Annotated in this window: 13 protein-coding genes; 7 read left to right on the top strand and 6 right to left on the bottom strand. The window is 72.1% G+C overall.

Annotated elements, in window-relative coordinates; genetic code table 11:
- Positions 1-3: 3 nt before the first annotated feature.
- Positions 4-1,317 (bottom strand): ABC transporter substrate-binding protein, encoded by a 1,314-nt coding sequence (locus tag ABD339_RS27975; protein WP_344569887.1) that lies wholly within the window; start codon positions 1,315-1,317, stop codon positions 4-6.
- Between the two features lie 702 nt (positions 1,318-2,019).
- On the opposite strand from ABD339_RS27975, the gene ABD339_RS27970 reads away from it, so the two are divergent.
- The 3 genes from ABD339_RS27970 (at position 2,020) to ABD339_RS27960 (ending at position 9,839) form a co-directional block, all read left to right on the top strand.
- Positions 2,020-5,667: a hypothetical protein gene (locus ABD339_RS27970; RefSeq protein WP_344569885.1), complete on the top strand. Its 3,648-nt coding sequence runs from the start codon at positions 2,020-2,022 to the stop codon at positions 5,665-5,667.
- 221 nt (positions 5,668-5,888) lie between these two features.
- Positions 5,889-7,652, top strand: a complete 1,764-nt coding sequence (locus tag ABD339_RS27965; RefSeq protein ID WP_344569883.1) for a succinic semialdehyde dehydrogenase — start codon at positions 5,889-5,891, stop codon at positions 7,650-7,652.
- A gap of 78 nt (positions 7,653-7,730) precedes the next feature.
- Positions 7,731-9,839 (top strand): GMC oxidoreductase, encoded by a 2,109-nt coding sequence (locus ABD339_RS27960; protein ID WP_344569881.1) that lies wholly within the window; start codon positions 7,731-7,733, stop codon positions 9,837-9,839.
- Between the two features lie 60 nt (positions 9,840-9,899).
- Here the strand turns inward: ABD339_RS27960 and ABD339_RS27955 are convergent, their stop codons facing one another.
- Together ABD339_RS27955 and ABD339_RS27950 are read right to left on the bottom strand one after the other, a co-directional pair.
- Complete coding sequence (locus tag ABD339_RS27955; RefSeq protein ID WP_344569879.1) at positions 9,900-10,040, bottom strand: hypothetical protein; 141 nt, start codon at positions 10,038-10,040, stop codon at positions 9,900-9,902.
- Positions 10,041-10,608: 568 nt separating this feature from the next.
- Positions 10,609-10,956 carry a chorismate mutase gene (locus ABD339_RS27950; RefSeq protein WP_344569877.1) on the bottom strand — a complete coding sequence of 116 codons (348 nt, stop codon included), beginning with the start codon at positions 10,954-10,956 and terminating at the stop codon, positions 10,609-10,611.
- A gap of 618 nt (positions 10,957-11,574) precedes the next feature.
- Between ABD339_RS27950 and guaA the strand changes: the two genes are divergently transcribed.
- Complete coding sequence (gene guaA / locus ABD339_RS27945; protein ID WP_344569875.1) at positions 11,575-13,158, top strand: glutamine-hydrolyzing GMP synthase; 1,584 nt, start codon at positions 11,575-11,577, stop codon at positions 13,156-13,158.
- A gap of 195 nt (positions 13,159-13,353) precedes the next feature.
- On the opposite strand, the gene ABD339_RS27940 is transcribed toward guaA, so the two are convergent.
- On the bottom strand, positions 13,354-14,196 hold the full coding sequence (locus ABD339_RS27940; protein ID WP_344569873.1) for an SAM-dependent methyltransferase: 843 nt from the start codon (positions 14,194-14,196) through the stop codon (positions 13,354-13,356).
- A gap of 200 nt (positions 14,197-14,396) precedes the next feature.
- Between ABD339_RS27940 and ABD339_RS27935 the strand changes: the two genes are divergently transcribed.
- From ABD339_RS27935 to ABD339_RS27925, 3 genes are all read left to right on the top strand, one after another.
- Positions 14,397-15,206 (top strand): SAM-dependent methyltransferase, encoded by an 810-nt coding sequence (locus ABD339_RS27935; protein WP_344569871.1) that lies wholly within the window; start codon positions 14,397-14,399, stop codon positions 15,204-15,206.
- Positions 15,207-15,316: 110 nt separating this feature from the next.
- Positions 15,317-15,580 (top strand): helix-turn-helix transcriptional regulator, encoded by a 264-nt coding sequence (locus tag ABD339_RS27930; RefSeq protein ID WP_344569870.1) that lies wholly within the window; start codon positions 15,317-15,319, stop codon positions 15,578-15,580.
- Complete coding sequence (locus ABD339_RS27925; RefSeq protein WP_344569869.1) at positions 15,577-16,101, top strand: hypothetical protein; 525 nt, start codon at positions 15,577-15,579, stop codon at positions 16,099-16,101. The genes ABD339_RS27930 and ABD339_RS27925 overlap by 4 nt, the downstream gene beginning before the upstream one ends.
- Positions 16,102-16,144: 43 nt before the next feature.
- On the opposite strand, the gene ABD339_RS27920 is transcribed toward ABD339_RS27925, so the two are convergent.
- Positions 16,145-17,467 carry an RICIN domain-containing protein gene (locus ABD339_RS27920; protein WP_344569867.1) on the bottom strand — a complete coding sequence of 441 codons (1,323 nt, stop codon included), beginning with the start codon at positions 17,465-17,467 and terminating at the stop codon, positions 16,145-16,147.
- Between the two features lie 310 nt (positions 17,468-17,777).
- Positions 17,778-18,671 (bottom strand): DUF5707 domain-containing protein, encoded by an 894-nt coding sequence (locus ABD339_RS27915; RefSeq protein ID WP_344569865.1) that lies wholly within the window; start codon positions 18,669-18,671, stop codon positions 17,778-17,780.
- Between the last annotated feature and the right edge of the window lie 238 nt (positions 18,672-18,909).

The following is an 18,909-nucleotide window of genomic DNA, read 5'->3' as shown; positions in this document are numbered from 1 at the left end:
TCCTCAGCGGGGGATGAGCAGGGCGGCGTTGGCCGACTCGGCGCAGGAGCGCATGGCGGCTGCGGGCGTGCTCCGGCCCAGCAGCACGGAGGTGATGGCCTGCCCCAGGGCCTGTGAGACCTGGGGGTAGGCGGGGTGCGCCGGGCGGACCCGCGCGGTCTCCAGGGCCTTGGTGAAGACCGTCAGCCCCTCGACGCTCTTGGTGTGCTTCCGCCAGACCGGCTCGGCCTCGGCGGTGCGGCTGAGCGGCAGGCTGCCGGCCTCGACACCCCAGCGCACGTCCTGGGCGGGCTGGGCGAGCCAGTTGATGAAGGTGCGGGCCGCCTTGGACCGCGCGGGTCCGTTGTCGAAGAGCGTCCAGGTGTCGGGCCCGGAAATGGTGACGGGCTTGCCGGAGAAGCTGGGCAGCGGGGCGACGTGGTAGTCGATTTTGGCCGTCCGGATGTCCGGGAGCTGCCAGGGGCCGGTGGGCACCATGCCCATCCGGCCGGAGTTGAAGACCTGGTAGAGCTGCTCGCTGCCGGGCTTGGGGTCGATGTAGACGCTCTTGTCGCGGGCCAGGTCCCGGACGACGCCCAGGGCGCGGGCCCCCTGGCCGGCGAAGCCGATGCTGCGCCCGTCCTCGCCCATGAAGTCGCCGCCCAGGTCCCAGAGCAGGGGCCAGATCCGCCAGACCGTGTCCTCGTCGCCGGTGCCGGGCCAGCCGGTGCCGAACCGGCCGCCGGCCTTGTCGGTGAGCTTCTTGGCGATCTCGATGAAGTCGTCCCAGGTCCAGCCTGCTTCGGGCAGCGGGATCCCGGCCTCTTGGAAGAGCTTCTTGTTGCACACGACCGCGAGGGCGTCCAGCACCGCGGGCGAGGCGCGCACCCGGTCGTTGATGGTGACGGCCGCGCGGGCGGAGGGCCAGTAGTTCTTCCACGGCACCTTGTCCGAGCCGAGGCGCCCCGTCAGGTCCACGGTCTCCGGGCTGCGGGCCACGTTGGCCAGGTCGGAGCCGAAGACGTAGGCGATGTCCGGGTAGGCGCCGGAGGCGAGCGCGGCGGTGATCTTCTGGAGCATGGCGTCGGCGAGGACGCCGCCGCCCAGATCGATGCGGATGTGGGGATGGGTGCGCTCGAAGTCGGCGGCCAGGCGTTTGAGGACGGCGCGCGCGGTGTCGTTCTGGCCGTGCCACATCTCGATGGTCACGCGGCCGTCCGGGCCGACTCCGTCGTCCGCCGTGGAGGAGCAGCTGGTCAGCGCCGAGCCCAGGCCCGTACTCAGCGCCAGCGCTCCACCACCACGCAGGACACCACGGCGCGAGGGCAAGAGCTTCATCGTCGAGCTCCAGAGAGATGGAGGGCACGACCCCGCCTCGGATGCCGATGGCTCCTGGCGACTCAGTCCGGGCTCGTGGCTTCTGGGCTGCGGAGCAGCGCGTCCACCTACCGGCTAGGCGTACCTCTGGCGTCGAGTGCTCGACTGCGACGTGTCCCGGAGTAAACCCACCGTCTCGACGGCTGTCAAGAGTTCGCTCTTGCGTGAAACCCGCTTGTTTCGCGCAGAATCACGCAGGGAATCCGGGCAATCCTCCTCGTAATACTGCGCTTTCGGGCTCCTTCGTGCCCGTCACGGGTGAGGCGGGCGCGCTTCCGGGAGGCGCGGGGCGGGGGAGGTGCGGGAGGTGCGGTATGGGCGCGAGGGGCGTGCGGGGGCGGAGTGCGGGGTGCGGCTGTTTCGCACGCGCTGGTGGGACACCGGCTGGTTCCGGACCGGCCCTTCCGGGGAAGGGCCTAGGAGCCGGGCCCCGCCCCGCCTCACCGGGTGACCGGAGGGTGTGGCGGATCGGGCGGGCCGTGGGGCGGGTGGGTCAGGGCGGGGTGGTGGAACGGATGGGCCGGGGACCGGGCCCGCGGAGTGGGCTGTACGGGCGCGCGAGGTGGTCCTGGCACGTATCGTGAAGGGCGCGGACCGTAAAACCTCCGCAATGATGCGGGAAGCGAACGGAATTGACGGTCTCGCGCACGGTGGGGAGGCGTCGTGGAGGAATACGAAGGTTATGCGGGGCGGCTGTTGGCCGACCGCTATCGCCTGCCGCTTCCTCCCGCCGACGAGTACGAACTCGCCGAGTCGCTCGCCTGGGACACCGCCAGCGGCCAGGAAGTCCTCGTACGCCAGGTGCCACTGCCCGAGGTCGTGGACGCCGAGGTCATGGACGCCAGGCCCGACGGCGTCCCGGCTGATGGCTACGGCCCCGCCGACGGCTACGGCACCGTCGGTGCCCACGGCCACGGCCACGGCCAGGATCCGGACGGGCCGCCGTACGGCTTCGCGGGCCGCGCCACCCGCAGGCCCGCCGATCCCGTGGTGCGCCGGGCCGTCGAGGCCGCCGTCGCCGCCTCGCAGGTGCCCGACCATCCCCGGCTCGACCAGGTATTCGACGTGTTCGTCGAGGCGGACGGACTGTGGATAGTGAGCGAACTGGTGCCCTCGCGGCCCCTCGCCGCGCTGCTGGCCGAACGCCCACTGGGCGCGCACCGTGCCGCCGAGATCGCCGCCGACCTGCTGGCAGCGCTGCGGATCGTGCACGCGCGCGGCTGGACCCACCGCAACATCACCGCCCGCACGGTCCTCATCTGCGAGGACGGCCGCGCCCTGCTCACCGGCTTGGCCGTGGGCGCCGCCGAGGAGGCGCTGTGCGGCTACGACCCGCTGCCGCCCGGCGGAAGTTCGCGGGAGAGCGCGCCCGACGGCGGCCCGGCGGCGGGCGGCCCGGGGCCCGTGCGTGCGGAGGCCCAGGGCGCTTCCCGCGGCCGTTCCCGTACTCGTACCCGTACGGGTGACGCCGCCGGGGGCGCGGGCGCCCAGGACTTCGCTGACCAGCCGCACCACACGGGCCGCGCCGACCCCTCGGGCTCCACGGGTTTCGCGGACCCCGGCACCGGCTCCACGGGTGCCCCGGGCTCCGAACGTTCCGAAGGGCGGGGCGGGCCCGCGACGTGGACGGGCCGGCCGCTGCCCGAGGGCTTCCCCGCACGCGAGAGCGGACCGGCCGGTGGCACCGGGCAGCGGCCGGGGTACGGGCCCGCGCGCGGCGCGGCGCGCGGCAGGGGCATCTTCGGCTTCGAGGGCGTCGAGCCGCAGTTCGAGTCGCCGGTCGAGGGCGCGGAGCCGCAGGCGGACGCATCCGGCGGTGAAGGCGGCGCGCCGGGCGCCCCGGGCGCCCCGGGCGCCCCGGGCGCCCCGGGTTTCCGGGCCGTCGGCGCCGCTGAAGCCCTCGACGCCCTCGACGAGGGAGCCTCCGCGCGGGCCGCCAGACGTGGCGCCATCGCGGCCTACCGCGCCGGGGCGCAGCGTGCGGCTGCGGAGTTCCGTGAGGGCGGGGCGCACGAGAGCGGTTCGGGGCAGAGCGGGGCACGCGAGGGCGTGCGGCCCGCCGGTTCCGGTGACGGCCGGGAGCCGCCCGTCACCGACTGGTGGTCCACCTCCCCGGGGCAGGCGAGCGGTGGCAGGGCCCCGGGACAGGGCGATCCGGGGCGCGCCCTCGACGACGACGTGCGCTGGCTGCCCTCCGACGAGGACGAGGTCCGGCCCGGCTCGCTGGAGAGCGAGGAGCGGGGCGGCGCCCCCCGGAGCGCGCCGGACGAGGTCTACGGCCCGCGCGCCACGGGCCCGTACGGGCAGGGCCGTACCGGGCCGGCGAGCGGCCCGACCGCGCTGCCGGGCGCGCGTACCGGCGGCAGCCGCAGTGTCCCGGCGTCCTGGCAGCCCCGCGTGGTCGAAGCGGACGCCGGGTCGGGGACGCACCCCGCCCCGGACCCGGGCCGGGACAGGGACAGGGACGAGAGCCCGGAGCGGGGCGGCGAGCCGGATACCGGTCAGAACGAAGGGCTCCGCATCTTCGAGCCGCCGCCCGGCACCCCGTACGACGCGGATTCCCCGTACGACGCGGATTCTCCGTACGGGGGCGGTACCGACGTCGTGTACGGGGATGGCGCCGCGTACGAGGGCGGCGCCATGCACGGCAGCGACGCCGCGTACGGCAGCGACGCCGCACCTGGGAGCGCGTTCGCTGAGCCCGACGCGTTCGCTGAGCCCGACGCGTTCGCCGAGTCCGAAGACGATGAGGAGCGGCCGTGGGGGCTTGAGGAGGTGGGGGAGGGGCGGTATCGGGGGCCGGCGACCGCGCTGGCGGCCGAGCGGGCCCGGCATGCGCGGATGACCGTCGTCGGGCCCGTCACCGAGCGCTGGGCACCCGAGCAGGCCGGCCCTGTGTACGAGAACTGGCGGCTGGCCCCGCCCGTGGGCCCCGCGGCCGACCTGTGGGCGCTGGGTGTTCTGCTCTTCCGCTGCGTACAGGGCCACGCGCCCTACCCGGAGGACAGCGCGGCGGAGCTGGTGCAGATGGTGTGCGCCGAGCCGCCCGCCTTCGCGGAGGACTGCGGTCCGCTGCGGCCTGTCGTCGAGTCGCTGATGCGCCAGGACCCCACCGAGCGGCCGGACTTCGAGGAGCTGCGCGGCTGGCTGCGGTCGCTGATCCGCTCGGCGCCCGAGCCGGAGGTGGGCCTGCGCACGGTGACGGCGCCTCCCTCGCTGGGGCCCGGCGAGCCGTCCGACCCCAGGCGGCTGCCGATCGTGCGGCGGCGCGGCGAACTGGTGCGCAGACGCCGCCGCGACAGACGGCTCGCCGCAGCCGCGACTCGCGGCGAGCGCGTCCCCGGATCCGGACGCGAGCGGAAACAGGCTTCCGTGCCCGATCGCGGCTCCCCTTCGCAGGGCGAACCGGAGACGCTGGAGTCTGGTCCTGGCCCCGGCCCCGATTCCGGCCACGACCACGGCCCGGGTTCCGGCCCTGAGCCGATGCGTGAGCAACAGCGGCAACGGCAGCGGCAGCACCGTCACAAGAAGACGCGCTCGCCCGGGCAGGAGGGCGGCGCCGGTCCACGGCGACTCGGGCGGCTGCTGCTCGGGCTGGTGCTGCTGGGGCTGACGGCGGCCGTGCTGTTCGCGATGCTGTTCATGCCCGGCCAGGAGCGGAGCGGCGGCGAGCAGAAGGGCTCCGTCGTCGTCCCCGAGGAGGGCGGCGGCCCGGACGGAAAGCCCGGGGCATCCGGTGCGGCCGGGAAATCCGGGGCATCCGGTGACACCGAGGGCGGCAAGGGCTCCTCCGGGAGGAAGAAGGGTTCGGAAAAGGGCTTGGGGGAGGCCGGCGGAGCGTCGTCCTCGAAGGCCCCCAAGGGGTACAAGATGAGCCGCGATCCCGCCGGTTTCGAGATCGCCGTGCCGCAGAAGTGGGACCGGCGTGCGGCCAACGGGCGCGGCCAGGTGCGCTACAACGGCGGCGAGGTCGAGATGGTCCTCGCCAACGGCCGCGACACCACGAAGAAGTTCGGCAAGGACCCCATGGCGTACCAGAGCGAACACGAGCCCGAACTGGCCGCCTACCGTGCCGCGGACTGGGCGAGCACGGGCGGCCTGCGGCGCATCGACGTGGGCAGCACGGCGATGGCCGAGGGCACCTTCACCTGGCGCGAGCAGGGCGGCCGGGAGGTGTACGCGCGCAACCGCGCGATGATCCTCGACGGGCGCTACCACGTGCTGCTCGTCATCGGCTCGGAGAGTCGTAAGAGGGAGATCGACCGTCACTTCGAGGCGGTCGCCGACACCTACCGTGCCGCCCGCCGCTGACCGGCGCGTATCCGCGCCGGTGCCGTGCGCGCGGCCGTCTCGTCTCCTGCCGCGGTTTCCACCGGACCCCGCCGACGGCGGCACGAGTTGACCTACGTCAACTCGGACAAGGTGCGGGGGGCCCGCGCCGCGCAGCTCTGCCAGTGATTGCTGGCAGATTCCGTGAAAAGGGGTTACCGCTGGGTATACGGCCCGGCGCCGCGAGTCGTACTCTCGGTCGCATGACGGACTCGCAGGACAGCGCCGGCCCCGCCACCGCGTCGGAACCGGGCCCCGCCACCGCGAAGGAGACGGCCGCGGCCACGGGGACGGCCCCGGCCGCGGCCACGGAGACGGATCCGGCCGCAGCTCCGGAGGCGGAGCCCGCGACCGCGCCAGTGACCGGCCGCACCCGCCGCCCCGCCGGGAACCCCGTCGCCCCCGCGCCCTCGGGGGTGCGCACGGCGGCGGACGTGGTCACCCCGTCCCTCGTCGCCGCGCTCTCCCGGGGCGTCACGGGCAGCGGCAAGACCAGCAGCCATACCCCCTTCACCGGGGAAGTGCTGGCCGAACTGCCCGAGTCCACCCCGGAGGATGTCGCGGCGGCGTTCGAGGCGGCGCGCGCGGCGCAGCGCGCCTGGGCCGCCACCCCCGTCCGGCAGCGGGCCGCCGCGCTGCTGCGCTTCCACGACCTGGTGCTCGACCGCCAGTCGGAGGTCCTCGACCTCATCCAGCTGGAGACCGGCAAGGCCCGCCTGCACGCCCACGAGGAGGTGCAGGCGGTCGCCGTCGCCGCCCGCCACTACGGGCGCAAGGCCGCCGCGTATCTGCGGCCCAAGCGCCATACCGGCGCCCTCCCGGTGCTGACCAAGGTCACCGAACTGCGCCACCCGCGCGGCGTCGTCGGACAGATCGCGCCCTGGAACTACCCGTTCGAGCTGTCGGTCGGTGACGCGCTGCCCGCCTTCGCGGCCGGCAACGCGGTGGTGATGAAGCCGGACACCGAGACGGCGCTGACCGCGCTGTGGGCCCGGCAGGTGCTGGTCGAGGCGGGGCTGCCGGAGGGCGTGTGGCAGGTCGTCCTCGGTGACGGGCCCGTGGTCGGCCCCGAGGTGGCCGACCGGGGCGACTACGTCTCCTTCACCGGCTCCACCCGCACCGGCCGCGAGGTCGCCCAGCGCGCCGCGGCCCGGCTGGTGGGCTGCTCGCTGGAGCTGGGCGGCAAGAACGCGATGCTCGTGCTGCCGGACGCCGACCTCGACAAGGCGGCGGCGGGCGCCGTACGCGGAGCGTTCTCCTCCGCCGGGCAGCTGTGCGTCTCCATCGAACGCCTCTACGTCCACGAGTCGGTGGCCGAAGCCTTCCTGGAGCGCTTCGTGGCCCGGACGCGCGCGATGCGGCTGGGCGCCTCGCTCGCCTACGGAGCCGACATGGGCTCGCTGGTCTCCCGGCGCCAGTTGGAGACCGTCGCCCGGCACGTCGAGGACGCCGTCGCCAAGGGCGCCACCGTGCTGGCCGGCGGCTGCCCGCGCCCGGACATCGGGCCGCTGTTCTACGAGCCCACCGTGCTGGAGGGCGTCGAGGCGCCGATGGCGGTGTGCGGCGAGGAGACCTTCGGGCCGGTCGTCTCCGTCTACCGCTACTCGGACGTGGACGAGGCCGTCGAGCTGGCCAACGCCTCCCCCTACGGTCTCAACTCCAGCGTGTGGGGCGGCAACGGCGGGCAGGCGCGGCGGATCGCCGCCCGGCTGCGCACCGGCACGGTCAACGTCAACGAAGGCTACGCCGCCGCCTACGGCAGCGCGCAGGCCCCGATGGGCGGCATGGGGGACTCGGGTCTGGGCCGGCGGCACGGCGCGGAGGGCATCTTGAAGTACACCGAGCCGCAGACCGTCGCCCATCAGCGGGTGCTGCCCATTGCGCCGTCGCTGGGGATGGACGACGAGAAGTACGCCGCGTTCATGTCCCGTTCCCTCAAGGCACTCAAGGCGCTGCGGCTGCGCTGAGCGTGCGCCGCCAGGGGCGGCGCCGCCCCGTTGCACCACCACTGTTCAGCCTGTTCGACGTTGAACCGGAGGCTCGCCATGTCCCAGCCCAACCCTGCCCGGAAAAAGGCGGATCCGGAGGCCGGCCCCGGCCCCGCCTCCGATACGGACGCGGTTCCCGACGGCCCGTTCGACTACGACGTGCTGGTGGTGGGCTCGGGCTTCGGCGGTGCGGTCTCCGCGCTGCGGCTGTCGGAGAAGGGCTACCGGGTGTGTGTACTGGAGGCGGGCCGGCGCTTCACGCGCGAGGAACTGCCCAAGAACTCCTGGGACGTGAAGAACTTCCTGTGGGCGCCCTCGCTGGGCCTGTACGGGATCCAGCGGATCCACCTGCTGGCGAATGTCATGATCCTGGCAGGTGCCGGGGTGGGCGGCGGCTCGCTGAACTACGCGAACACCCTGTACGTCCCGCCGCGCCCCTTTTTCGAGGACCGGCAGTGGGGACACATCACCGACTGGCAGGCGGAACTGGCCCCGTTCTACGACCAGGCACGCCGGATGCTCGGCGTACGGCTGAACCCGACCATGACGCCCTCGGACGTGCACCTGAAGGCGGCGGCGGAACGGATGGGCTACGGGGAGAGCTTCCATCCGGCCCCGGTGGGCGTCTTCTTCGGCGACGGCCAGGACGCGGACGGCGACGGCGCGCGGGCCGCCGCCGGGGAGAGCGTCCCCGACCCGTACTTCGGCGGCGCGGGGCCGCGCAGGCGGGCGTGTGTGGAGTGCGGGGAGTGCATGACCGGCTGCCGCCGGGGTGCGAAGAACACCCTCAACGAGAACTATCTCCACCTCGCCGAACGCGCCGGAGCCGAGATCCGCGCCCTGACCACGGCCGTCGGTATCCGCGAGCGCGGCGCGGGCGCGCTGTCCGCGTCGGCCGCACCGGATGCCGGGAGTTCCGGGGCCGCGCCGGATGCTTCGCGGTCCGGTGGCGCGCCGGATGCTTCGCGGTCCGGTGGCGCGCCGGATGCCGGGAGTTCCGGGCGCGGGCCTGGTTCCGCTTCCGGTTCCGGTTCCGGTTCCGGTTCCGGTTCCGGTTCCGGAGGGTACGAGGTGGCGGTCGTCCGCACCGACAAGCGGCGCGGTGCCCGCCCGAAGATCCTGCGTGCCCGCCATGTCGTCCTGGCGGCGGGCACCTACGGCACCCAGACCCTGCTGCACCGCGTACGGGACGCGGGCACGCTGCCCCGCCTCTCGCCGCGCCTGGGGGAGTTGACCCGTACCAACTCCGAGGCCCTGGTGGGCGCGCAGACCGTACCGGGCCGCTACCGCAAGAAGTGGGGCAAGGGCGCGGAGCCGGACTTCACCAAGGGAGTGGCCATCACCTCCTCCGTCCACCCCAACGCCACCACGCACATCGAGCCCGTCCGCTACGGCAAGGGGTCCAACTCGATGAGCGCGCTCACCACGCTGCAAGTCCCGCACGGCCTTCAGGCGAAGCTCCCCGGTGTGCTGGCCTACCTCGTGACGTGCCTGCGCCATCCGGGGCTCTTCGCACGCTCCCTCTCGGCCCGCAAGTGGTCGGAGCGCGTCATCATCGGCCTCGTCATGCAGACGCATGACAACTCCCTCACCACCTACCGCAAGGACAAGGGCTTCGGCAAAGGTATCCTGACGGCCCGTCAGGGGCATGGTGCGCCCAACCCCGTGCACATACCCGAGGGCGCCGAGGCCGCCAGGGTGCTCGCCGAGGAGATCAACGGCTTCCCCGGCACCAACGTGGGCGAGCTGATGGGCACCCCGCTCACCGCGCACTTCCTGGGCGGCTGTCCCATCGGGGACAGCGCCGAGAGCGGGGTCATCGACCCCTACCACCGGCTCTGGGGCCACCCCGGCATCTCCGTCGTGGACGGCTCGGCCGTCTCCGCCAATCTCGGCGTGAACCCCTCCCTCACCATCACGGCCCAGGCCGAACGCGCCATGTCCTTCTGGCCCAACAAGGGCGGCACGGACCCGCGCCCCGCGCAGGAAGCCCCCTACGAGCGCCTGACCCCGGTCCCCCCGGAGCACCCCGTCGTCCCCGAAGAAGCCTTCGGCGCCCTCCGTCTGCCCCTACTCCCGGTACCCGAGGTCCCCGTACCGGAGGTTCCGGTGGCCGAGGTCCACGTGTCCGAGGCCCCCGTATCCGAAGCCTCCGGCCAGGAGTAGCCGCCGGGCTGCGTACCGTGTCGGCGGCACGCAGCTACGGGGGTTCACGTGGCCGAGCCGTCACAAGGCGAAGGGCCCCGGGGTGCCGGCCGGGTGAAGGGCGGCGGCCTCGGGGCCCTTGGCGGTCAGCACCGGCGTCAGGGCAGCGCCGGTGCTGCGGACGGCGGCGCCGGGGGGTAGCGCCGCCGGTGTTCGGACCAATGGTGGCTCCCTGCCGCACCGCACCAACTGGCGGGCCGGGCGGGGAGTTCGCTCACAGCATCGTGGTGGATGCGGCTCGTGCCGCGCAACCATTTCGACGCAGTCCGCCCGACCGTCTCACTCTTCGACTGGACGGCCGCCGGCCCGCGCGGGTTCCTTCGCGGAATGCGGCGTTCACCAGGGAAGTCGAGGTAGGCGGAGACGTGGGGGACGCGGGGACGCGGCGGCGCGCGGTAACGCGTGGAGAAGCCGGGGGAGTTGACGGGGTGTCAGGGGAGAGTCCGCGGAGCGGCCGGCCCAGAGCGTCCCCGGGACCGGCCGCTGTTCGTGACCGGGCTGCTGTCCCCTGCTGTCCGGTCACAGCACCGGAGCGAGGTCCCACGACGCCTCCGGACTCCCCTCCCGGGGAGGCCGGGCGTCTCATCACTCCGATGACGCCGCCCCATTCGCCGCCGGGCGCCCGGCGGACATCAGGGACACCCCATCCAACGAAGCCCCTTCGGGGCGGTCACGCGCCGTACGGGTGAGGAGCCCGGCGGCCGTTGTGGCCTTACCGGGGCGCCCGGCCTCACCGGCCCCGGCACAGGCCGAGCAGTGTCATCGCCAGATCTCGGCCGGGACGGCCCAGCTCGCTGCTGTAGTGATCGAGGATTTCCATCTCCCGGGCCAGATGCACCCGCCTGCCACCGGCTGCGAGACGCACCCGCTGGATGTGTTCGGAGACCTCCATCCGGTCGCGCACGAGCGCGATGAGGCGGGCGTCAAGGGCGTCGATCCGGGCCCGCTCGGCGGCGATGGCCCTTCCGGTGTCGTCGCCGAGTCCGGCGGGGGTCGGGGCGGGGCTCGCGGAGGGGGTCGCGGTGGGGATCGCGGTGGGGTCCGTGTGGTTCTCGCCGAGGGAAGTGGTGCTGGTCATCCGGCTGCTCCTTGGGTCCGGGGAGCCCGCGGGCCGCTGCGGCCCTGGAGCGAACATACCGGCGCCCCGGGCCTTGATCGGCCCGGGGCGCCTGGTTGAGTCGTGAGTGTCAGTGGTTCACACGGATCGACGACGACCATGGCAGCCGGACGGGCCGATGCCATAGGTAAACCAGAATCGAGTCTGCGCGAACATGCCCCCCAGTATGCCGCATGGGCCTCGCGGCCCGTCTCCGCGCGGGTGAGCTTCGCTCTGTTCGTGTGCGGGGAGCCCTTGGGGGCTCCCCGCGATGGGGCGCTTGCCGCTTTCTGCTTTCCGTTTGTGCTTTCCGTTTGTGCTTTCCGCTTTCCGTCGCGAGGGCGGTTGCCACGACGGTGGTGTCCGGCGGTGTCCGGACGGTGGGGCGGTCGTGCGACCTCGTTCGGCACCGCCGGTCAGGTCCGTCGGGCGTCCACCGTCGCGGCGGGAGGAGAGTGCGTCGCGGCAGAGAGGCGGCAGGGAGAGGGGGCGTCCCGTCGTCGCGGTGGAAGGTCGCGGCGGGACGGAGGCGGAGGTTGCGGGGTCTGGCACCGTTATCATCGGTGCCAGACCCCGCTTCACCGCCGAAAGGCCAGCTCCGTGGCTTCCTCACCGTCCGATCCCGCTCCGGACACCGTCCTCGTCGTCGATTTCGGCGCGCAGTACGCCCAGCTCATCGCGCGCCGGGTGCGTGAGGCGCGGGTTTACAGCGAGATCGTGCCCTCGACCATGCCGGTCGCCGAGATGCTCGCCAAGAATCCGAAGGCGATCATCTTGTCCGGCGGCCCCTCCTCCGTGTATGCGGAGGGTGCGCCCTCGCTCGACCGTGCGCTCTTCGAGGCCGGGGTTCCGGTCCTGGGCATCTGCTACGGCTTCCAGCTGATGGCGACCACGCTGGGCGGCACCGTCGACAACACCGGCAGCCGGGAGTACGGCCGCACGGAGCTGGCGGTCTCCAAGCCGTCCTCGACCCTCTTCGAGGGCACTCCGGCCGAGCAGCAGGTGTGGATGTCGCACGGCGACGCCTGCTCGGCGGCACCGGAGGGCTTCACCGTCACCGCGTCCAGCGCGCTGGTGCCGGTGGCGGCGTTCGAGAACGACGAGCGCAAGCTGTACGGCGTCCAGCACCACCCCGAGGTGATGCATTCCACATTCGGGCAGCAGGAGCTGGAGCACTTCCTCTACCGGGGTGCCGGTCTGACCCCGTCGTGGACGACGGCGAGCATCGTCGATGAGCAGGTCGAGGCCGTGCGGGCGCAGGTCGGCAGCAGGCGGGCGATCTGCGCGCTGTCCGGCGGGGTGGACTCGGCGGTCGCCGGCGCGCTGGTGCAGCGGGCGATCGGGCCGCAGCTGACCTGTGTGTACGTCGATCACGGGCTGATGCGTCAGGGCGAGACCGAGCAGGTCGAGAAGGACTTCGTCGCGGCCACGGGCGCCAAGCTCAAGGTCGTCGATGCCTCCGAGCGCTTCTTGGGCGCGCTGGCGGGGGTTTCCGACCCGGAGGAGAAGCGGAAGATCATCGGCCGGGAGTTCATCCGGGTCTTCGAGGCGGCCCAGGCCGAGATCATCGCGGAGGCGCCCAGCGACGAGCCGGTCGCCTTCCTGGTGCAGGGCACGCTCTACCCGGACGTGGTCGAGTCCGGGGGCGGTACGGGTACCGCCAACATCAAGTCGCACCACAATGTGGGCGGTCTGCCCGAGGACATCGAGTTCGAGCTGATCGAGCCGCTGCGCAAGCTGTTCAAGGACGAGGTCCGGATGGTCGGCCAGGAGCTGGGCCTGCCGGACGAGATCGTCCAGCGTCAGCCCTTCCCGGGCCCGGGGCTGGGCATCCGGATCGTCGGCGAGGTCACCCGGGAGCGGCTGGACCTGCTGCGCGCGGCGGACGCGATCGCCCGCGAGGAGCTGACGGCGGCGGGGCTGGACCGGGACATCTGGCAGTGCCCGGTCGTGCTGCTCGCGGAGGTGCGCAGCGTGGGCGTCCAGGGTGACGCGCGCACCTACGGGCATCCGGTGGTGCTGCGTCCGGTCTCCTCCGAGGACGCGATGACCGCCGACTGGTCGCGGTTGCCGTACGACGTGCTGGCCCGTATCTCGACGCGGATCACCAACGAGGTCTCCGAGATCAACCGCGTCACGCTCGATGTCACCAGCAAGCCGCCGGGGACCATCGAGTGGGAGTGACCTCCGCCTCCTGAGCACAGGGCTGTTCGCCCGTCCGCGCCGCCGTTCCCTGCCGGGAGCGGCGGCGCGTGTGCGTGCGGGCGGGGGTGCGGTGCCGCGTGTGTGCGGGCCTGGGCACGGTGCCGGGCTGACCGTCCCGATGCGGGCTGCCCGCCATGGCGCCATGGGGCCCTTCGCGGTGCTGCCCAGGTATGTCTAGAGCAGGCGTCCGACGCCGCCGTACCAGGAGACCTCGGCGTGCGTGGGGCGGTCGGCCTCCGGGACGGTCGCGCGCCAGTCGGAGACCACCTGGATGCCCGGCTCGATGAGTTCACAGCCCGCGAACATCTCGGCGAATTCCGCGCGGTCGCGCAGGGTGAGCGGTACGCCCTGGGCCCGGTAGGCGGTCTGGACGCCGAGCGCGGTCTCGGGGGAGATCTCGGCCGTGGCGTGGGAGAGGATGAGCACGCTGCCGGGGACGAGGTGTTCGCGGATCCGCGCGATGATCCCGGCGGGGTCCTCCTCGTCCGAGATGAAGTGGAAGATCGCCACCGCGAGTACGGCCACCGGCTGGGTGAAGTCGATCAGCGACCGCGTCTCGGGGTGCTCGGTGATCGCCTGCGGATCGCGGATGTCGGCGTTGATGACGGTCGTCCGCGCGTCGGAGGAGAGCAGCGCGTGCCCGTGGGCCAGGACTATGGGGTCGTTGTCGACGTACACGACGCGGGCCTCGGGGTCGTGCTGCTGTGCGACCTGGTGCACGTTCTGGGCGGTCGGCAGCCCGGAGCCGATGTCGAGGAACTGGCGGATCCCGGTTTCCCGGACCACGTGGCGTACGGCGCGGCCGAGGAAGGCGCGGTTCTCGCGGGCCGCGACGCGCAGCGTCGGGAACGCGGCGATCGCCTTCTGGGCGGCCTCCTGGTCCGGGGGGTAGTTGTCCTTGCCGTCGAGGAGGAAGTCGTACATGCGCGCCGAGTGGGCCTCGTCCGTCCGCAGGCCGGACAGCCCGGATCCGCTGGACTCGTAGAGACGGGCCACCTCCTCATTGGTGTGCGTCACAGTTCCTCCGGTTCTGACCACAAGTCCTCGACATAGCAAGGCAGATGAACGTTTCCGTATGGGGTGAAGCCTAACTTGACCGACTGCGCTCGCAATGCTTGCGGGGCGAACGTCCGCCCGGGAAATTCACCCGGACTTGTGTGACGGTGTCCGCGCCCTAAGTTGTGGGGCAACGGCAGCCGAGCGAGCGGGAGAGCGCGATGACCGAGGGCCCTCACGAGCGGGAGTCCGTGGACCGGATCGACGCCACGGTGGCGCATTCGGCGCGGATCTGGGACTACTGGACCGGCGGCAAGGACCACTACGAGGCCGACCGGCGCGCGGGTGAGCGGGTGCGGGAGGTCTTCCCGGAGATGACGACCCTCGCGCGGGTGGGCCGGCACTTCATCGGGCGTACCGTGCGGTATCTGGCCGAGGAGGCGGGCGTTCGCCAGTTCCTCGACATCGGCACGGGCCTGCCGACCGTGGACAACACGCACGAGGTCGCCCAGCGGGTCGCCCCCGAGTCGCACATCGTCTACGTGGACAACGACCCCCTGGTGCTCGCGCACGCGAACGCCCTGCTCACCAGCGCTCCGGAGGGCGCCACCCGCTATGTGGACGCCGATGTGCGCGAGCCGGGGGAGATCCTCCGGGCCGCCGCCTCGACCCTGGATCTGGACAAGCCGGTCGCGGTGATGCTGATGGGGATCCTCGCGCACGTCCCCGACTACGAGCAGGCCCGTGCGATCGTGCGGCGCCTGATGCGGGACCTGCCCTCGGGCAGCTACCTGGCGGTGCGGGACGGTACGAACACCGACCCCCAGTATGTGAAGGCCCTGGAGGGCTACAACCGCAGCGGGTCCGTGCCCTACCAGCCCCGCACCCCGGAGCAGGTGGCCGCCTTTCTCGACGGCCTGGAGGTGATCGAGCCCGGCGTCGTCCCCTGCCCCCGGTGGCGCCCCGAGGCCCCGGCACTGGAGGAGCGGCAGGAGGTGCCGCTGTACGGGGGCGTCGGCCGTAAGCCGTAAGCCGTAAGCCGTAAGCCGTGAGCCGTGAGCCGTGAGCCGTGAGCCGTGAGCCGTTCTGCTTCTGTGCTTTTCTGTTGTGTAGCTGCTCATGAATGTAGTAGTTCTTATACATGAGCGAGCACGTGCACAACAGGTTGGCGGTGGTGCGGGCCGAGCGTGGTGTTTCCCGGCAGCAGCTTGCCGAGGCGGTCGGGGCGCACTATCAGACGGTCGGCTACATCGAGCGCGGGCAGTACAACCCGAGCCTCGATCTGGCCCTGCGTATCGCCGGCTACTTCGGGCTGCCGGTGGAGGCCCTGTTCTCCCTGGAGCCGTTCCGCCCGCTCACCGACGAGCTGTACGGCGACGCCGGCGGAAGGAAGAGCGTCCGATGAACATCCACGCGACCCGTTACGACACATGGTCGTTCAGGACCATGAACGATCCGCGCATCAAGCGGTACCACGCCACCCGCGCGGCCCGGCGCGGCATCGTGGCGACGCATGCCGTCGTCACCGCCGTAGCTCTGGCGGGCATGACGGCCGGCTGCGCCACGGGCCGCACATGGCTGCTGGCCGTGCCGCTGGTCGCGCTGCTGGTCTGGATTCCGGCCACCGGACTGCTCAACTCCATGACGCGGGGGCTGCTGGAACTGCGCGCCCGTGTGCTGGACGAACGGCAGCTCGCCGAGCGCGGCATCGTCTACTCGCGGGCCCACCGGGCCACTTCGGGGCTGATGGCCGCCGCCCTGCTGGGTTTTTTCGTCACCACCTCAACCGGTGACGATCCGCGGGACCTGTCCGTTCCGCTGGCCGTCACGGCGGTCTTCCTCGCGGTGCTGCACCATCTGCTGCCGCTGTGGATCGCGGCGCTGCGCGTCCAGGACGAGCCGCTGGACGAACCGGACGACAGGTGAGGCATCCGCCCGGCCCCGGCTGCCGGGGCCGGGCGCTGGTGGATCAGTCGATCGGGTGGAGGTAGAAGGACTCGTTGGGGACGGGGAACTGGCCGCTCTGGTCGGGCCACTGGATGGCCCAGGTGCCGTTGCCGGTACCGCCGTGGTCGATGTTGGCGTACAGGCCGGTGGCGTTGTTGCGGAGCATCGTCAAGTTGGGCATCGAGGTGACGGGGTGCTCCAGGGTGAAGTTCTGGGTGTCGCGCTGGGGGTCGGGCTCGCCGCCGGGGCTGTGGCAGTCCCAGATGTTGAGGTAGCTGCCGGCCCCGCTGCGCAGGCCGTCCTGGACGTCCAGGCACTTGTTGCTGTCGGAGCTGACGACGCGGTACATGGGCTTGCCGCTGGCGGCGGTGCCGATCTGGAAGAGGCGCCAGCGCTGGTTGGCGGCGCCGTTGGGGTCGTAGATGATGACGTGGCTGCCGTTGCGGTCCTGGCCCTCGTAGACGTCCAGCACCCGCGTGTCGCTGTTCTCCGGGTGGATGGTCAGCTCGCGGGGTCCGGCGGCGGCGCGCAGCGAGCCGAAGCGGACGGGCCAGTGGTCGCTGCCCGGGTTGCCCTCGACGGTGGCCTGCCAGTTGTCGGTCTGGAGGTTCGAGACCATGTAGTCCAGCTCGCCTCCGCTGCGCTGGGTGGCCTGGCCCGGGTTGTAGATGTACGAGCCCAGGGGGAGGCCGGAAACCCGCAGCCGGTCCGGCGGGCGGTTGAAGTCGCCGAGGACTGCCCAGTTCGTGTACACCTCGTCGTACGCGGCCCGCGCGACCCGGCGCACCAGGGACGCGGCGTCGGAGCCGCCGTCGGCGGAGGCGTGGACGGCGGCGAAGAGGACGTTGTCGTCCATGTTGCCGACCGCGAGGGCCGAGCGGTAGACGCCGGGCACCTCCAGCACGTCCTCGGGCCACCAGGAGGTGATGATCGCGAGGTTCTGCGAGTTCTGGTCCAGGATGTGCAGGTAGCGCACCGGGTCGCGGCTGGATTCCTGCCACTCGTAGACGCGGACGGTGCCGCGCATGCCGAGGTATCTGGCAGCGGCGGGCTGGACGTCGGGGACCTCTTGGAGCGCCACCACGGAGTTCGTCCGCGCGAGGCCGTACGCGCCGGCCCACCGGTCCCGCCCGTTTTGCATGTTCCACGTCGCCGTACGGTGGGTGTCGGGGTTTGCGGCCTGCGCCGTGCCGCCGCTCGCGACGAGCAGAGTGCCCGCCAGCACGCAGGTCACAAGCGCCGCGACCACCCGCCGCGCCGCGCGCCGGGCTGGGGGCCGCCCCTTGCTCCCGGCCCGGAGCCGCTTGGTGGACAGACCCGTGCCGGGTCTCGGTAAGTGAGTCATGCGCCTCAGCTTTATCCCGGGGCGAGGCGGGGGAAAGAGCAATTTCCCGCCTCTACCGGTGTTTCCGGACAACTGGGGCCGCTGGTGACCGCCCTGCTGCGGGGAACGGGGAGTGGGAACGGGGGCAGCGGAAGCGGGAAGCGGGCAGCGGCCAGGCACCGTGCTGGTGACCGTCGGGCCGAGCCGGAAGGGGGCTGCGCCGGAATCGGCGCAGCCCCTCGTCGTATCTCCTACCGGCCCTCGGTGTCGTACGTACGCGAGCCCGGAACGCTGCTTCGGGTCATCGGCGAGCGGGCCATCGGCGATCGGGTCAGCGGACGTCCACGCAGTCGCCGGTCGAGGTGATCGACGGGGTGGTGGAGGTGCCGGCGAAGGTGTAGCGCCAGCAGGTGTCGGTGGTGGCCGTGCGGGTGGTCTTCACCTTGCCGGCGGACGAACCGCTGCCCGTGGTGTAGCTCTTGAGCGAGGTGTAGGTCTTGCCGCTGGCGGCGCGGGACTGGAGCGTCACCTTCTGCTTGGTGTAGCCCGCGTACTTGTGGGTGTCCCAGTTGGCGCGGGTCAGGGCCCCGCTGATGGTGAGGGTCTTGCCCTTCTTGACGGGCTCGGGTGCGGCGTTGACCGTGAGCCGGGAGTTGCGCTGCATCTTGAAGGACTTGATGTTGTCCTGGTCGGTGAAGTCCTCGTCGTTGCCGACGGCGATCGCCGTGACCTTCCAGGTGCCCGCAGCGCCGTTGAACAGGTGGATCTTCGGGTCGATTTCGAACGTCTGCTTGCAGTTGGCGGTGGTGGCCGACGTCTTGGTGCAGGCGGCGTCGTCGAAGGGGACCACGCCCGTGTCCAGATTCTCGAAGTCCGTGCCGTGCCACAGGATCGCCTGCGCCCAGTCGACGCCCGAGTTGTCCCGCACGGTGAAACTGACGGTCATCTTCTTGGTGTTGGTGGTGCCCAGCACCACGTCCTTGCCACCGTTGACGACCGCGTCGGAAATCTCGGTGTCGCCGGAGCCGGTGTCGGCCACACGGGCCGTCCGCTTGGCGGACGAGGCGGCCTTGTGGGCGGCGGCGGCCTTGTGCACGGCGGCCTCGCGGGCGGCCGACACCTTCGCGGCGGCGTCACCGGTTGAACCGGTGACGGCCTGCGCGGCCGGTACGGCGAGGGCGGACAGGGCCAGGGCGCTGCTCAGGGCAACGGCAGTGGCTCGCATACGCATGTGTTCCCCAGGTGGAGAAGGGGCCGCTGGAACGGAAGGTTCCGATGGGCCCGGAGATTCGAAGGAGTCTGGTGACTCGTCGGTGAGATCCCCGAACACCCCGAATAGTTGTACGCGTCGCGAAAAATCACCCCTCTTTTCTCCGCGACCCGTACACGACCTTCGCGAATCCCGCATGACCTTCGCGACGTGTGCCGTGTGCTCCGGCCATGTGCCCCGAGACCGTGCCCCG

Origin of the sequence: Streptomyces axinellae (genome assembly GCF_039532135.1) — a bacterium.
GTDB classification, from domain to species: domain Bacteria; phylum Actinomycetota; class Actinomycetes; order Streptomycetales; family Streptomycetaceae; genus Streptomyces; species Streptomyces axinellae.
Note: the sequence above shows the minus strand (reverse complement) of the source record. Positions and strands in the feature narration are given on the sequence as shown.

What these genes read in the sequence shown, in the direction of transcription:
- ABD339_RS27975 (WP_344569887.1), bottom strand. Translation starts at nt 1,317, where the DNA reads ATGAAGCTCTTGCCCTCGCGCCGTGGTGTCCTGCGTGGTGGTGGAGCG.
- ABD339_RS27965 (WP_344569883.1), top strand. Translation starts at nt 5,889, where the DNA reads ATGACGGACTCGCAGGACAGCGCCGGCCCCGCCACCGCGTCGGAACCG.
- ABD339_RS27960 (WP_344569881.1), top strand. Translation starts at nt 7,731, where the DNA reads ATGTCCCAGCCCAACCCTGCCCGGAAAAAGGCGGATCCGGAGGCCGGC.
- ABD339_RS27950 (WP_344569877.1), bottom strand. Translation starts at nt 10,956, where the DNA reads ATGACCAGCACCACTTCCCTCGGCGAGAACCACACGGACCCCACCGCG.
- ABD339_RS27935 (WP_344569871.1), top strand. Translation starts at nt 14,397, where the DNA reads ATGACCGAGGGCCCTCACGAGCGGGAGTCCGTGGACCGGATCGACGCC.
- ABD339_RS27930 (WP_344569870.1), top strand. Translation starts at nt 15,317, where the DNA reads ATGAGCGAGCACGTGCACAACAGGTTGGCGGTGGTGCGGGCCGAGCGT.
- ABD339_RS27925 (WP_344569869.1), top strand. Translation starts at nt 15,577, where the DNA reads ATGAACATCCACGCGACCCGTTACGACACATGGTCGTTCAGGACCATG.
- ABD339_RS27920 (WP_344569867.1), bottom strand. Translation starts at nt 17,467, where the DNA reads ATGACTCACTTACCGAGACCCGGCACGGGTCTGTCCACCAAGCGGCTC.
- ABD339_RS27915 (WP_344569865.1), bottom strand. Translation starts at nt 18,671, where the DNA reads ATGCGAGCCACTGCCGTTGCCCTGAGCAGCGCCCTGGCCCTGTCCGCC.